Origin of the sequence: Enterobacter asburiae (assembly GCF_001521715.1) — a bacterium.
GTDB lineage: Bacteria > Pseudomonadota > Gammaproteobacteria > Enterobacterales > Enterobacteriaceae > Enterobacter > Enterobacter asburiae.
Map to the genome: position 1 here is coordinate 3,318,482 of NZ_CP011863.1, position 13,382 is coordinate 3,331,863.

Genomic DNA, 13,382 nt, shown 5'->3' on the forward strand with positions numbered 1-13,382 from the left:
CAGACCCTAACCCTCTCCCTCAAGGGAGAGGGTACTTAAATCAAAAACTCTTCTCTGTCGGCTGCCAGGTGCAGAAGTCTTCGTTCGCCACCAGCAGCAGCTGAGAGCCTTCCGGCGCTTCCAGCCACGCCACACTCACTTCCACTGATGAATGACGCTGACGACGTTGTATGTGTTCTGTTGCCCAGGATTCGAGCTCGGGCTTGACCGTCTGCCCTTCGCAGGTGGTTACCGTTCCATCGTTATGCCAGCGCCCCTGGCGCAGCACAACGCGGCCCAGACGAAGCGCGTCGCTGGTCTGGCGGATTTGTTCGGCACGATAACGGTAGAGGGCGATTTGATCGCTGGAAAGCTGCTGTTTTTGACCGCTGACTTCGCGCTGCATAAAGCTCAGCTCGCCATGGTCGTCAAAACGCACTTTCACGTGTTCGGGGGTCTTGCTGTAGACGTTCAGTTCAATCAGCGACAGGTCATCTCCCTGCCAGCGATATTCCGCCGTCGACGTATTGCCGTTATGCCACGGGCTGAAGGCAGAAAGCAGATGCACTTCGCCGCCGGAATCTTTGCGCCAGATCCTGACCGCACCCTGGTTGTCCGCGTAGCCGCTGGCGGTAAACGGTGGCAGGGAGGTGTCGTGGCTGCAGGCTGACAGCAGCAGCATGCCTGCCAGCGCGAGCGTTCCACGCCAGAAAGACAAAAGGGGCGTTACCGCCCCTTCGCTAAAACTGTTCACTGCCACGCGTCTTACTTAACAGCGTCTTTCAGTGCTTTACCAGAAACAAATGCCGGCACGTTAGCTGCGGCGATTTTGATTTCTTTACCGGTCTGCGGGTTGCGGCCAGTACGCTCAGCGCGGTGGTTCACTTTGAAGGTACCGAAACCAACCAGTTGCACAGCATCGCCTTCTTTCAGAGACTCAGTAATAGCAGCCAGGGTAGATTCCAGAGCAGCTTTAGCCTGCACTTTAGACAGATCAGCCTTGTCCGCAATTACATCAATCAGTTGAGTCTTGTTCATAAGTTATCCTTTCAATGTGTTTATCGCTTGCTAAGCATCGAGTGCGACGAAAATGCCAAAAAAGCACTCTCCTGCATACACGCACCGATAGCCACTTTTTTTCGCCCCCCAAATGTAGACCAGACAAGGGGCGAAAGGGAAGAGTCGAGGAGCGACAAAACGGGCGTTATCTCAAGTTTTATTGTCTCATTGGTTAAAAATTATACCAATATTGCTCTCAGCAGCCTCTCGTAAGTCCGCGCGCAGCCCTTTTATCAGCTCAATATCGCGTTCTTCACACTCTGCCAGCAGGCGGAAAATTTCCCACTGAATGTCCCATTCTTGCTCAACCGCCGGGTTCGCACGCAGCTCTTCGTCGGTCATCTCGCGACCTTCCTGGGTCATTTCCAGCATCGCGACGGTCGTAATAGATGCCTTACTGACTTCAATAGCGTGCTCCAGCGTTTCACCGCTCAGACGGGAGTGGAGCAGTTCGCTTAACGCCACGCAGGCATCAATCGCCGGGTAGACACCGTACAGGTCAAAATCATCCGCAGCCGGAATCGCCTCTTCCAGCTTTTCCAGCTGGGAGTCGAAGTTCACCTTCGCGTCTTTCACCGTCAGCGTTTCCCAGATCAGATCCAGAATGCGGCGGTAGATATGGCCATCACCAAAGCCCGTCTCCTTACAGAACGCGGCATAGTTGGGATACATGCGCTCGCACAGGCAAGCCATAAACGTCACGTGCTGCCAGCTTTCAACTTTCTCAAGGCGCAGGTGAATCGGGTTTTGTAGCATGATGATCTCTCGAATCGAAAATTAGGCGCAGTTTACCTGAATCATCGCTGAATTTCCTGCCAACGAACAAAAGCCGGACGCGAAGAGGCCACGGCGTCTGCCCAGCGCGTCGGCTCCGGCAAGCGGTAGCCCTTCATGCAGCGCTGGACCCACGCCAGGGCGCTGTCCATGCTCACCCGGTGCCCGGTGGCGATAAAGAGCGGGTTACAGCGCGCCTTGCTGCGCCAGACCCACGCTAGCTGCTCACCTTTATGGATAAGCGGCGCCAGCGCGCCCGGCTCGGCAGAAAGAGGTTCAAACGCGCCGCACAGGCGTTTCTTGGCGACGCCAATGGTCGGCACATCCACCAGCAGCCCAAAATGGCTGGCAACGCCTAAACGGCGCGGGTGTGAGATACCGTGTCCATCGACAAACAGCAGGTCAGGTTTTTGCGAGAGTTGCTCCCACGCTGCCAGCAGCGCGGGATATTCGCGGAAGGAGAGAAAGCCCGGAATGTACGGCATGGTGGTCGCGATACGCGCTACCTTGTACTCCACCAGCTCAAGCGAAGGGTATTTCAGTATCACCATCGCCGCTCGCGTCACTTCCCCACCCTGCTCGAATCCGACGTCTGCTCCGCCAATATACTGCGGAGGATCTTTATCCAGACGATCCTCGCGGATCACCGATGAGGCCAGTTCGATTTGTTGAGCGCGTAGCGACGCGAGATCCATAATCACTCCTTATTTGTGATACTGGGCAGAAAGCCGATGCACCGCCTCCACAAATACGCCTGCGTGTTCTGGCGGCACATCCTGATGAATACCGTGGCCGAGGTTAAAGACGTGGCCTTCACCCTGGCCGAAACCAGACAGTATAGTCGACACTTCTTCTTCAATGCGGGCTGGCGGCGCATAGAGCATGGACGGGTCCATATTGCCCTGCAGCGCCACTTTGTCGCCCACGCGGCGGCGGGCATCGGCAATATCAGTGGTCCAGTCGAGGCCCAGCGCGTCGCAGCCGGTTGCCGCCATCGCTTCCAGCCACTGACCGCCACCTTTGGTGAACAGCGTCACCGGCACGCGGCGGCCTTCGTTTTCACGCAGCAGGCCGTCGACGATTTTGTGCATGTAATACAGGGAGAACTGCTGATAATCGCGCCCGGTCAGCACGCCGCCCCAGGTATCGAAAATCATCACCGACTGCGCACCAGCCTTAATCTGCGCGTTCAGGTAGAGGGTGACGCTCTTCGCCAGCTTGTCGAGCAGCGCATGCAGGGCCAGCGGCTCGGCGTACATCATCTTTTTAATCATGGTGAAGGCTTTGCTGCTGCCCCCTTCCACCATATAGGTCGCCAGCGTCCACGGGCTACCGGAGAAGCCAATCAGCGGCACTTCACCTTTCAGCTCGCGGCGAATGGTGCGTACGGCGTTCATCACGTAGCCCAGCTCGCCTTCCGGATCGGGGATCGGCAGCTTATCCACGTCGGCTTTACTTTTGATTGGGGAGGTGAAACGCGGGCCTTCACCGGTTTCGAAGTACAGGCCAAGGCCCATTGCATCCGGAATGGTCAAAATATCCGAGAAGAGGATCGCAGCATCCAGCGGGAAGCGGCGCAGCGGCTGGAGCGTCACTTCGCAGGCCAGCTCGGCGTTTTTGCACAGCGACATAAAATCGCCCGCCTGCGCGCGCGTGGCTTTGTACTCCGGGAGATAGCGTCCCGCCTGGCGCATCATCCACACCGGGGTGACATCAACGGGCTGGCGCAGCAGCGCACGCAGATAACGATCGTTCTTCAGTTCGGTCATTTTTGCAGTTCCTTAAGCGTCATGGCCTCAGTGTAACACTACTCATACTCGGCCCGACACATCGCCACGGTATCTTCTATCAGCCGACGCGCCACGGTGCCCGGCGGAGGCAACAGCGGTAAATCGTCGTAGCGATACCAGTTCGCGTCCAGAAGTTCTTTCTGGTCGATAACGATCTCGCCGCTGTCGTATTCGGCCATAAATGCCGTCATCAGCGACTGCGGGAACGGCCACGGCTGGGAGGTGACGTAGCGCAGGTTCTTCACTTTGATTCCGCTCTCCTCCATTACCTCGCGCGCCACAGCCTGCTCCAGCGTTTCGCCCACCTCGACGAAGCCGGCCAGCACGGTGTGAATACCATTGCGATGGCGGGTATGCTGCGCCAGCAGGATGGAATCCTCCCGGCGGATAGCGACGATGATGCACGGCGCAATCTGCGGATAGTAGCGCTCGCGGCAGTGGCTGCAGAGCATCGCCCACTCGGTTTTGCTCGGGCGCATGGTATGACCGCAGTAGCCGCAGTATTTATGCGAGCGGTAAAACTCTGCCAGCTGCACGCCGCGCCCCGCCAGCTGGAACAGCCCTACGTCCAGATCCAGCACCTGGCGCACGGATCCCATATCCTGGCGGCGGGACTGTTGGATCAACCACACGGGTTCACCCTGCCACTCGCCGATCTGTAGCGCTGGCTGGCCAACGAGATCGAACGCCTCAGCTTCGCCATAGGGGATTTCCCCGGCAGGAAGCCATAATTTTTGTTCGTGACTGACGATCCACCAACCAAGATCTGATTTTTCAATAATACGATCCATATCTATTGCACTACCTTCGCTTCACTGACATGTTGTTAGCATTGTGGTTACATTCTGGATAAGCAGATTCAATCCTACATTTTGCGGAGTCGACCATGTTAAACCAGCTGGAAAGCCTGACTGAGCGCGTTAGAGGAAGTAACAAACTGGTGGATCGCTGGCTACATGTACGCAAGCATCTACTCGTGGCTTATTACAATCTGGTCGGTATTAAGCCTGGCAAAGAATCGTTTATGCGACTGAATGAAAAAGCGCTGGATGATTTTTGTCAGGGCCTGGTCGACTATCTGTCCGACGGCCATTTCAATATTTATGAACGCATTATCCGCGAAATGGAAGGGACAACACCCTATTTAGCGGCCAGCAAGCTCTATCCGCTGCTGGAAGCCAACACCCAGCAGATCATGGATTACTATGATTCCGCGCTCGAGAACGCTATCGATCACGATAACTATCTTGAGTTTCAGCAGGCGCTATCCGACCTCGGCGAAGCGCTGGAAGAGCGATTCACGCTGGAAGATAAGCTGATCGCCCTCGTGCTGGACAACGATTTGAACATCAGTAGCGAAGAGAACGTCGCGCGCCCTGCTTGAGTTCTTCATCGTTAACGAGTAATTTACAACCATTCGCCCCTCTCACGAGGGGGATTTTTCTTGTCGGAGTGCCCAGCGCCTGAAAGCGCGGGCTGAGACCGTTAATTCGGGATCCGCGGAACCTGATCAGGCTAATACCTGCGAAGGGAACAAGAGTCACACTGCTGTTGTATCGCCTGAGGGCGATCCTCTCTTGCTTCATCCGTCGTCTGACAAGCCATGTCCTTCACTTTTGGAATGAGCTATGTCTACTGCAAAACTGACCCGCCGCGAACAGCGCGCACAGGCCCAACACTTCATCGACACGCTGGAAGGCACCGCTTTCCCGAACTCGAAACGCATCTATCTTTCCGGCTCGCAGGCCGATATCCGCGTCCCAATGCGCGAAATTCAGCTCAGCCCGACGCTTATCGGCGGCAGCAAAGATAACCCGCAGTATGAAGACAACGAAGCCGTGCCGGTATACGACACCTCCGGCCCGTACGGTGACCCTGATGTTGCCATCAACGTCCAACAGGGTCTGGCGAAGCTTCGCCAGCCGTGGATTGATGCGCGCAACGACTGCGAAGAACTGAGCGTGCGCAGCTCTGCATACACTAAAGAGCGCCTGGCCGACGACGGTCTGGACGAGCTGCGCTTTACCGGCCTGCTGACGCCAAAACGCGCTAAGGCGGGCAAATGCGTGACCCAGCTGCACTACGCGCGCCAGGGCATCGTCACGCCGGAGATGGAGTTCATCGCCATCCGCGAAAACATGGGCCGCGAGCGCATCCGTAGCGAAGTGCTGCGCTATCAGCATCCGGGTGAAGGCTTTGGCGCTCGCCTGCCGGAGAACATCACGCCGGAGTTTGTACGTGACGAAGTGGCCGCAGGCCGCGCGATTATCCCTGCCAACATCAACCACCCGGAATCCGAGCCGATGATTATCGGCCGCAACTTCCTGGTGAAGGTCAACGCGAACATCGGTAACTCGGCCGTCACCTCCTCCATCGAAGAAGAGGTGGAAAAGCTGGTCTGGTCCACGCGCTGGGGTGCGGACACGGTAATGGACCTCTCCACCGGCCGCTATATTCACGAAACCCGCGAGTGGATCCTGCGTAACAGCCCGGTACCGATTGGCACCGTCCCGATTTACCAGGCGCTGGAAAAGGTCAACGGCATTGCCGAAGACCTCACCTGGGAAGCGTTCCGCGACACGCTGCTGGAGCAGGCCGAGCAGGGCGTGGACTACTTCACCATTCACGCGGGCGTGCTGCTGCGCTACGTGCCGATGACCGCGAAGCGTCTGACCGGCATCGTCTCGCGCGGCGGTTCCATCATGGCGAAGTGGTGCCTGTCACATCATCAGGAAAACTTCCTCTACGAGCACTTCCGCGAGATCTGCGAAATCTGCGCCGCGTACGATGTCTCTCTGTCGCTGGGCGACGGTCTGCGCCCGGGCTCGATCCGCGACGCCAACGACGAAGCGCAGTTTGCCGAGCTGCACACGCTGGGCGAACTGACCAAAATCGCCTGGGAGTATGACGTGCAGGTGATGATTGAAGGCCCGGGCCACGTGCCGATGCAGATGATCCGCCGCAACATGACCGAGGAGCTGGAGCACTGCCACGAAGCGCCGTTCTATACCCTGGGGCCGTTGACCACCGACATCGCGCCGGGCTATGACCACTTCACGTCAGGCATTGGGGCGGCGATGATCGGCTGGTTCGGCTGCGCCATGCTCTGCTACGTGACGCCTAAAGAGCACCTCGGCCTGCCAAACAAAGAGGACGTGAAGCAGGGGCTGATCACCTACAAAATTGCCGCCCACGCGGCGGATCTGGCCAAAGGCCATCCGGGCGCGCAAATCCGCGATAACGCCATGTCGAAGGCGCGCTTCGAATTCCGCTGGGAAGACCAGTTCAACCTGGCGCTGGACCCGTTCACCGCCCGCGCCTATCACGACGAGACCCTGCCGCAGGAATCAGGCAAAGTCGCGCACTTCTGCTCTATGTGCGGGCCGAAGTTCTGCTCGATGAAAATCAGCCAGGAGGTGCGCGACTACGCCGCCGCGCAGACCATTGAAGTGGGGATGGCGGACATGTCTGAAACCTTCCGCGCCAGAGGCGGCGAAATCTACCTCAAAAAAGAGGAGGCGTAATGTATAAGCCCGATTTCCCGCCCGTCCCCTACCGTTTAGGGCTCTATCCGGTGGTGGACAGCGTGGAGTGGATAGAGCGCCTGCTGAAGGCGGGCGTTCGAACGATCCAGCTGCGCATCAAGGATAAACGCGATGACGAGGTGGAAGCCGATGTGGCTGCCGCCATCGCGCTTGGGCGTCGCTACGATGCCCGTCTGTTTATCAACGACTACTGGCGGCTGGCCGTTAAGCACCAGGCATACGGCGTGCACCTGGGTCAGGAGGATCTGGAAACAACGGATCTGAGCGCTATCCGCGAAGCCGGGTTGCGTCTTGGCGTTTCAACGCACGATGACATGGAGATCGACGTGGCGCTGGCGGCCCGTCCCTCTTACATCGCGCTGGGCCACGTCTTCCCGACGCAAACCAAGCAGATGTCCTCCGCACCGCAGGGTCTGACACAGCTGGCGAGTCACGTTAAACGCCTTGTCGATTACCCTACCGTCGCCATTGGCGGAATCAGCCTTGAACGCGCCCCGGCGGTGCTGGAGACCGGCGTCGGCAGTATCGCCGTCGTCAGCGCCATCACCCAGGCCGCAGACTGGCGGTTCGCCACCGAACAGCTGTTACAGCTGGCAGGAGCGGGTGATGAACGATCGTGATTTTATGCGCTACAGCCGTCAGATCCTGCTGGAAGATATCGCCATCGACGGGCAGCAAAAGCTGCTCGCCAGCCGGGTGCTGATTGTCGGCTTGGGCGGGTTAGGCGCGCCCGCCGCGCTTTATCTGGCTGGTGCAGGTATCGGTACGCTGGTGCTGGCCGACGACGACGAGGTTCACCTCAGCAACCTGCAGCGACAAATCCTCTTCACCACCGAGGATATCAACCAGCCAAAAGCGCAAATTACCCGGCAGCGCCTGAACCAGCTCAACCCGGATATCGCGCTGATTGCCCTGCAGGATCGGCTCAGCGGTGAAAACCTGCGCCGTGAGGTCGCCCTTGCCGACGTGGTGCTGGACTGCACGGACAACATGGCGACGCGCCAGGCGATTAACGCCGCCTGCGTGGCAAATAATACGCCGCTTATCACCGCCAGCGCGGTGGGTTTCGGCGGGCAGATGATGGTCCTGACCCCGCCGTGGTCGCAGGGCTGCTATCGCTGTCTGTGGCCGGATGATGCAGAGCCGGCGCGCAACTGCCGTACGGCGGGCATTCTTGGTCCGGTGGTCGGCGTAATGGGCACAATGCAGGCGCTGGAAGCCATCAAGCTGCTCAGCGGCATGGAGACGGAACGCAATACGCTGCGGCTGTTTGATGCCCGCTCCAGCGGCTGGCGCCATCTGGCGTTACACCGCGCCAGCCGCTGCCCGGTATGCGGAGGCCGCGATGCGCATTCTGTTTAACGATGAGCCGATGAGATGCGACGACGGGCTCACCGTTGCGGTACTGCTCGACAAGCTGCGTCAGCTGAAGCCGGGAACGGCGCTGGCGCTCAATCAACAGATCCTGCCGCGCGAGCAGTGGGAACATCAGCAGGTCAATGACGGCGACCAGATCCTGCTGTTTCAGGTTATCGCAGGGGGCTGAGATGTTACGTATTGCCGATAAAGTCTTTGATTCACATCTGTTTACCGGAACCGGAAAATTCGCCTCGCCGCAGCTGATGGTGGATGCCATTCGCGAAAGCGGCAGCCAGCTGGTGACGCTGGCGCTCAAGCGCGTGGATCTACGTCATCACAGCGATGCTATTCTGGCGCCTTTACTGGAGGCTGGCGTCACGCTGCTGCCCAACACCTCCGGTGCCAAAACGGCCGAAGAGGCGATTTTCGCCGCGCAGCTGGCCCGCGAGGCGCTCGGCACCCGCTGGCTGAAGCTGGAAATTCATCCTGACGCCCGCTGGCTGCTCCCCGACCCCATCGAAACGCTGAAAGCGGCTGAAAAGCTGGTGCAGCAAGGGTTTACCGTCCTGCCTTACTGTGGCGCCGACCCTGTCCTGTGCAAACGGCTGGAAGAGGTCGGCTGCGCCGCCGTCATGCCTCTGGGCGCCCCCATTGGCTCCAACCAGGGGCTGGAAACCCGCGCGATGCTGGAAATCATTATTGAGCAGGCTACCGTACCTGTAGTGGTTGATGCGGGCATCGGCGTGCCCAGCCATGCCGCGCAGGCGCTGGAGATGGGCGCCGACGCGGTGCTGGTCAACACGGCCATCGCGGTTGCCGACGATCCGGTCATGATGGCACGTGCGTTCCGCATGGCCGTAGAGGCTGGCCTGCTGGCAAGGGAGTCCGGCCCCGGATCGCGCAGTTTCCAGGCCCAGGCCACCAGCCCGCTGACCGGTTTTCTGGAGGCGATCTCATGAGCACGTTTACCGAGCGCTGGCGGCAGCTTAGCTGGGACGACATTGCCCTGCGCATCAACAGCAAAACGGCGGCTGACGTGGAGCGCGCGCTGAATGCCCGCCATTTGACCCGCGAGGATCTGATGGCTCTGCTCTCCCCGGCGGCCAGCGCATACCTCGAACCGATGGCCCAGCGAGCACAGCGGCTCACCCGCCAGCGTTTTGGCAACACGGTGAGCTTCTACGTGCCGCTTTATCTCTCAAACCTGTGCGCCAATGACTGCACCTACTGCGGTTTTTCCATGAGCAACCGCATCAAGCGTAAAACGCTCGATGAAGGTGAGATTGCCCGCGAGTGCGCGGCTATTCGTGAAATGGGCTTTGAACATCTTCTGCTGGTCACGGGCGAACATCAGGGAAAGGTGGGAATGGACTATTTCCGTCAGCACCTTCCCGCCATTCGTCGTCAGTTTGCGTCGCTGCAGATGGAAGTGCAGCCCCTGGCGCAGGAGGAGTATGCGGAGCTCAAAACCATCGGGCTAGACGGGGTCATGGTCTATCAGGAAACCTACCACGAGGCGACGTACGCCCGGCACCACCTGAAGGGCAAGAAACAGGATTTCTTTTTCCGGCTGGAAACGCCGGACAGGCTGGGTCGCGCGGGCATCGACAAAATCGGTCTGGGCGCGCTGATCGGGCTCTCTGACAGCTGGCGGGTGGATTGTTACATGGTAGCGGAACATTTGCTGTGGCTTCAGCAGCACTACTGGCAGAGCCGTTATTCCATCTCCTTCCCGCGCCTGAGACCTTGCGCGGGAGGGATTGAACCGGCTTCGCTGATGGATGAACGCCAGCTGGTGCAGACCATCTGTGCGTTTCGCCTGCTCGCCCCGGAAGTGGAATTATCGCTCTCAACGCGTGAATCCCCGGCGTTTCGCGATCGCGTTATCCCGCTTGCGATTAACAACGTCAGCGCGTTTTCCAAAACGCAGCCTGGCGGCTACGCCGACGATCGTCCGGAGCTGGAGCAGTTTGTGCCTCATGACGGACGACGTCCGGAAGCGGTCGCCGCAGCCCTGACGGCCCAGGGTCTCCAGCCTGTCTGGAAAGACTGGGACAGCTGGCTGGGAAGAGCCTCGCAATGACGCTGAAACGCACTGCAACACCATAAAAAATTGTCGAGCCGCTACGAAAAGGCAAAACCGGGTGGTTGTCAGCGATCGTCCGGTTTTTTATTGTCACACGGTCAGCAACGGATGCTGACCAGGGCGAAAAGCTTCTTCCTCGTTTCGCCCTGCCTCTGGTTCATTGCACAAACGGCTCCTGGCAAGTTGAATAAGTATTTTCTTAATGGTTCTTAAGATAAATCATCCCGCCAGAAATCGTGTGCCGTATAATTCACCGCTAACCGCAGGACAGCGACTATGCTGAGAGGATATCGGCAGACGAAAAGTATTCACCATCAGGAACGATGTACAGCTCATGGCACTTCACAGCAAAAAGCTCTCTTTTACCCGGCCAATCATGCTCAGCTTCGCGGGGATCCTCTGCAGTTTTGCGGTGATCGCGATCGCGGTGACGCTTTCGCAACGAAAAGATTTTCTTGAGGATTATCACCAGATCAACAGCAATTTCACGCACAACCTGGCGGTGAACTACACCGAGTCTATCCTGCGTGAAAACGACTATATCCTGGGCCGTTCCGCGATGTACTTTGCCCGCGACGACAGGCTAAACGAGACGCTCAACGTTAACCCGACGCAGGGGCTGCAGATGATGATGCATTTGCAAAACCTGATGCCGACCGTATCCTCCATCTCGCTGGCGGACACGCAGGGGCATTATCTCCGCGCGCCGGAAGTGCTACCCACGGAGAAGAGTAAAACCTTCGATCCCCGGAAGCGGCCGTGGTTTATCGCGCAGGCCGAAGCCAGTATCTTCAGCCACTATACTCGCCCGTACATGGACTACTTCACCGGCCATCCGACGGTCACACTTTATAAACCCTTAATTTCACCCGAAGGCAGACTGAAGGGAACGATCGCGTTTCATCTCGACTTGACGTCAATGGGCTTTACACTGCGTCAGATGGTGGCGCCCGTTCAGGGAGAATTCTTCGTCGTTGAACGCGACGGCGCCGTTGTGCTTCACCCGGATACAGGCGCGCTCTTCAAACAGTACGTGAGCGAAGCGCTGATGGACAAAATGACCAGCGGCGAAGGCCACCTTTACGACAAAAAAAGCAACGCCTGGTATTACTACTACTCATTTACCAATCCGGACTGGTTTGTCATCTACCGGGTCTCTGGCGAGACGCTCACCGATATCACCCGCCACGAAACAACGATTGTTGGCTGGGGGTTTGCGCTGGCGGCCATTATCATCATCCTCTTCGGCTTATACCTTCGCCACGCCTCGCGTACCGTGCTGATGCACATTATCAATGCCATCAAAACCGGCGACGTCAGCGAGGCGCCACGCTTGGAAGCGATGCTGAGCCATACTATCCAGTCCAACAAAGAGCGTGAGATGGCCTATGTGCGCCAGGCCACTCACGATGCGCTGACGGGCTGTAAAAACCGCCGCGCGTTCGATAGCGATATCGCGGAGCTGCTGAATGCCCAGCAGCCCTTCGCGATGGCGCTGGTGGACATTGATAACTTCAAGTCGATTAACGACACGCTGGGCCACCTGACCGGTGATATCGTTCTGCGCAACGTGGCCCGCGAAGGGATCCAGATCATGCAGCCACATCACGTCTCGCTTTACCGGTACGGTGGAGAAGAGTTTGCGGTAATTTTCCAGGCTGAGCAGATGACGTCTGCGCTCTCATTGCTGGAAGCCTGGCGTACCGCAGTTGAAAAACGCGTCTGGCGAGAAGAAAACCTGCGGGTTACGTTCAGCGGCGGTCTTGGGGAGTGGCATTTTGAACCGCTGGAGCAATTTGTCGGAAGCGTTGATAACGCCCTCTACAGCGCCAAACAGCAGGGCAAAAACCGCATTAACCGAACGTCCATCAGCTAATCCTCCCTCTTTCACCCTGCCCGTTTCCACGGGCCGGGTACCCAACAATGCAAAATTGTAACCGGTTTCAGAAAATCACCGGTTTCTTTGTGATGCCTGACACACAATCGCGGTAAACCGGTTGTTGAAGCGCTCTGCACGGGATAATTATCAATAAACACATGTAGATCGAGGCTGATTATGAAGAACATCGTTTTATGCTGTGCAGCGGGAATGTCAACCAGCATGCTGGTTCAACGTATGAAAGACGCCGCGCAGAAAAAAGGGGTTGAAGTCACCATTAAAGCCGTTCCGGTTGCGGAGTTTAAAGACAACATCGCGACGGCCGACATCGTATTGCTGGGGCCACAGGTTAAATACGAGCAGGCGAAACTTCAGGCACAGGCCGAGCCGCTGGGTAAAAAGGTCGCGGTGATCGACATGATGGATTACGGCATGATGAAAGGCGATGCCGTACTGGAAAAAGCGCTCAAACTTCTGGAGTCATAATGGAAGACTTAGAAACCACGATAATGGAACTGCTGGTCAACGCAGGCGCGGCGCGCAGTGCGGCCCTGACGGCGTTACAGATGGCGCGTAAAGGTGAGTTTGACGAAGCAGAAAAAGCGATGGAAGAGTCGCGCGAATATGTGAAGCATGCGCACACGATCCAGACTCAGCTTATCGGTTTTGACGAAGGGACCGGGAAGCTTCCGGTTAACCTGATCACCGTCCACTCTCAGGATCACCTGATGAACGCGATGGTCATTCAGGATCTGGCGGGCGATATGATTGAGCTTTATCGTCGGATCCCGTTGGTAAACTGATAACCTACAGATGTAAAAAAACCCGCCGAGGCGGGTTTTTTATGGTCGGGTGGCGCTGCGCTTACCCGACCTACGAGGCACATGCCCGGTAATATTCATCACCGGGCA

16 protein-coding genes and 1 riboswitch are annotated in these 13,382 nt (G+C 57.7%); of the genes, 10 read left to right on the forward strand and 6 right to left on the reverse strand.

The window, feature by feature from the left end; all coding sequences use genetic code 11:
• Positions 1 to 40 precede the first annotated feature (40 nt).
• The 6 genes from ACJ69_RS16040 to nudC form a co-directional block, all read right to left on the reverse strand.
• Positions 41 to 733, reverse strand: a complete 693-nt coding sequence (locus ACJ69_RS16040; protein WP_023334112.1) for a DUF1481 domain-containing protein — start codon at positions 731 to 733, stop codon at positions 41 to 43.
• A gap of 11 nt (positions 734 to 744) precedes the next feature.
• The gene (gene hupA, locus ACJ69_RS16045; RefSeq protein WP_002445246.1) at positions 745 to 1,017 is read right to left on the reverse strand and encodes a nucleoid-associated protein HU-alpha; all 273 of its coding nucleotides are present in this window, start codon (positions 1,015 to 1,017) and stop codon (positions 745 to 747) included.
• A 186-nt stretch (positions 1,018 to 1,203) separates the two neighbouring features.
• Positions 1,204 to 1,794, reverse strand: a complete 591-nt coding sequence (locus ACJ69_RS16050; RefSeq protein WP_029742042.1) for a YjaG family protein — start codon at positions 1,792 to 1,794, stop codon at positions 1,204 to 1,206.
• A gap of 41 nt (positions 1,795 to 1,835) precedes the next feature.
• The gene (gene nfi / locus ACJ69_RS16055) at positions 1,836 to 2,507 is read right to left on the reverse strand and encodes a deoxyribonuclease V (protein WP_059347314.1); all 672 of its coding nucleotides are present in this window, start codon (positions 2,505 to 2,507) and stop codon (positions 1,836 to 1,838) included.
• A gap of 9 nt (positions 2,508 to 2,516) precedes the next feature.
• Entirely contained in the window at positions 2,517 to 3,581 is a 1,065-nt protein-coding gene (gene hemE / locus ACJ69_RS16060) for a uroporphyrinogen decarboxylase (protein WP_029742041.1), read from the reverse strand.
• A 38-nt stretch (positions 3,582 to 3,619) separates the two neighbouring features.
• The gene (gene nudC, locus ACJ69_RS16065) at positions 3,620 to 4,393 is read right to left on the reverse strand and encodes an NAD(+) diphosphatase (protein WP_054830115.1); all 774 of its coding nucleotides are present in this window, start codon (positions 4,391 to 4,393) and stop codon (positions 3,620 to 3,622) included.
• A gap of 95 nt (positions 4,394 to 4,488) precedes the next feature.
• Between nudC and ACJ69_RS16070 the strand changes: the two genes are divergently transcribed.
• From ACJ69_RS16070 to ACJ69_RS16115, 10 genes are all read left to right on the forward strand, one after another.
• Positions 4,489 to 4,986 carry an Rsd/AlgQ family anti-sigma factor gene (locus tag ACJ69_RS16070; RefSeq protein ID WP_054830116.1) on the forward strand — a complete coding sequence of 166 codons (498 nt, stop codon included), beginning with the start codon at positions 4,489 to 4,491 and terminating at the stop codon, positions 4,984 to 4,986.
• Between the two features lie 54 nt (positions 4,987 to 5,040).
• Positions 5,041 to 5,152, forward strand: a riboswitch (TPP riboswitch).
• Positions 5,153 to 5,230: 78 nt separating this feature from the next.
• Positions 5,231 to 7,126 (forward strand): phosphomethylpyrimidine synthase ThiC, encoded by a 1,896-nt coding sequence (gene thiC / locus ACJ69_RS16075; RefSeq protein WP_059347315.1) that lies wholly within the window; start codon positions 5,231 to 5,233, stop codon positions 7,124 to 7,126.
• A complete protein-coding gene (gene thiE, locus ACJ69_RS16080) occupies positions 7,126 to 7,767 on the forward strand; it encodes a thiamine phosphate synthase (protein ID WP_059347316.1) in 642 nt (213 codons plus the stop codon). The genes thiC and thiE overlap by 1 nt, the downstream gene beginning before the upstream one ends.
• On the forward strand, positions 7,754 to 8,509 hold the full coding sequence (gene thiF / locus ACJ69_RS16085; protein WP_054830118.1) for a thiazole biosynthesis adenylyltransferase ThiF: 756 nt from the start codon (positions 7,754 to 7,756) through the stop codon (positions 8,507 to 8,509). Before thiE ends, thiF begins: the two co-directional genes overlap by 14 nt.
• Complete coding sequence (gene thiS, locus ACJ69_RS16090; protein WP_023309972.1) at positions 8,493 to 8,693, forward strand: sulfur carrier protein ThiS; 201 nt, start codon at positions 8,493 to 8,495, stop codon at positions 8,691 to 8,693. Before thiF ends, thiS begins: the two co-directional genes overlap by 17 nt.
• Position 8,694: 1 nt before the next feature.
• Positions 8,695 to 9,465, forward strand: a complete 771-nt coding sequence (thiG, locus tag ACJ69_RS16095; RefSeq protein WP_023334103.1) for a thiazole synthase — start codon at positions 8,695 to 8,697, stop codon at positions 9,463 to 9,465.
• A complete protein-coding gene (gene thiH, locus ACJ69_RS16100; RefSeq protein ID WP_059347317.1) occupies positions 9,462 to 10,589 on the forward strand; it encodes a 2-iminoacetate synthase ThiH in 1,128 nt (375 codons plus the stop codon). The genes thiG and thiH overlap by 4 nt, the downstream gene beginning before the upstream one ends.
• A 337-nt stretch (positions 10,590 to 10,926) precedes the next feature.
• Positions 10,927 to 12,468 (forward strand): sensor domain-containing diguanylate cyclase, encoded by a 1,542-nt coding sequence (locus tag ACJ69_RS16105; protein WP_029741808.1) that lies wholly within the window; start codon positions 10,927 to 10,929, stop codon positions 12,466 to 12,468.
• Between the two features lie 180 nt (positions 12,469 to 12,648).
• Positions 12,649 to 12,957 (forward strand): PTS sugar transporter subunit IIB, encoded by a 309-nt coding sequence (locus tag ACJ69_RS16110; RefSeq protein WP_023334100.1) that lies wholly within the window; start codon positions 12,649 to 12,651, stop codon positions 12,955 to 12,957.
• Positions 12,957 to 13,274 carry a PTS lactose/cellobiose transporter subunit IIA gene (locus ACJ69_RS16115; RefSeq protein ID WP_033146992.1) on the forward strand — a complete coding sequence of 106 codons (318 nt, stop codon included), beginning with the start codon at positions 12,957 to 12,959 and terminating at the stop codon, positions 13,272 to 13,274. The genes ACJ69_RS16110 and ACJ69_RS16115 overlap by 1 nt, the downstream gene beginning before the upstream one ends.
• Positions 13,275 to 13,382 lie beyond the last annotated feature (108 nt).

What these genes read in the sequence shown, in the direction of transcription:
- hupA (WP_002445246.1), bottom strand. Translation starts at nt 1,017, where the DNA reads ATGAACAAGACTCAACTGATTGATGTAATTGCGGACAAGGCTGATCTG.
- ACJ69_RS16050 (WP_029742042.1), bottom strand. Translation starts at nt 1,794, where the DNA reads ATGCTACAAAACCCGATTCACCTGCGCCTTGAGAAAGTTGAAAGCTGG.
- nfi (WP_059347314.1), bottom strand. Translation starts at nt 2,507, where the DNA reads ATGGATCTCGCGTCGCTACGCGCTCAACAAATCGAACTGGCCTCATCG.
- hemE (WP_029742041.1), bottom strand. Translation starts at nt 3,581, where the DNA reads ATGACCGAACTGAAGAACGATCGTTATCTGCGTGCGCTGCTGCGCCAG.
- nudC (WP_054830115.1), bottom strand. Translation starts at nt 4,393, where the DNA reads ATGGATCGTATTATTGAAAAATCAGATCTTGGTTGGTGGATCGTCAGT.
- ACJ69_RS16070 (WP_054830116.1), top strand. Translation starts at nt 4,489, where the DNA reads ATGTTAAACCAGCTGGAAAGCCTGACTGAGCGCGTTAGAGGAAGTAAC.
- thiC (WP_059347315.1), top strand. Translation starts at nt 5,231, where the DNA reads ATGTCTACTGCAAAACTGACCCGCCGCGAACAGCGCGCACAGGCCCAA.
- thiE (WP_059347316.1), top strand. Translation starts at nt 7,126, where the DNA reads ATGTATAAGCCCGATTTCCCGCCCGTCCCCTACCGTTTAGGGCTCTAT.
- thiF (WP_054830118.1), top strand. Translation starts at nt 7,754, where the DNA reads ATGAACGATCGTGATTTTATGCGCTACAGCCGTCAGATCCTGCTGGAA.
- thiS (WP_023309972.1), top strand. Translation starts at nt 8,493, where the DNA reads ATGCGCATTCTGTTTAACGATGAGCCGATGAGATGCGACGACGGGCTC.
- thiG (WP_023334103.1), top strand. Translation starts at nt 8,695, where the DNA reads ATGTTACGTATTGCCGATAAAGTCTTTGATTCACATCTGTTTACCGGA.
- thiH (WP_059347317.1), top strand. Translation starts at nt 9,462, where the DNA reads ATGAGCACGTTTACCGAGCGCTGGCGGCAGCTTAGCTGGGACGACATT.
- ACJ69_RS16105 (WP_029741808.1), top strand. Translation starts at nt 10,927, where the DNA reads ATGGCACTTCACAGCAAAAAGCTCTCTTTTACCCGGCCAATCATGCTC.
- ACJ69_RS16110 (WP_023334100.1), top strand. Translation starts at nt 12,649, where the DNA reads ATGAAGAACATCGTTTTATGCTGTGCAGCGGGAATGTCAACCAGCATG.
- ACJ69_RS16115 (WP_033146992.1), top strand. Translation starts at nt 12,957, where the DNA reads ATGGAAGACTTAGAAACCACGATAATGGAACTGCTGGTCAACGCAGGC.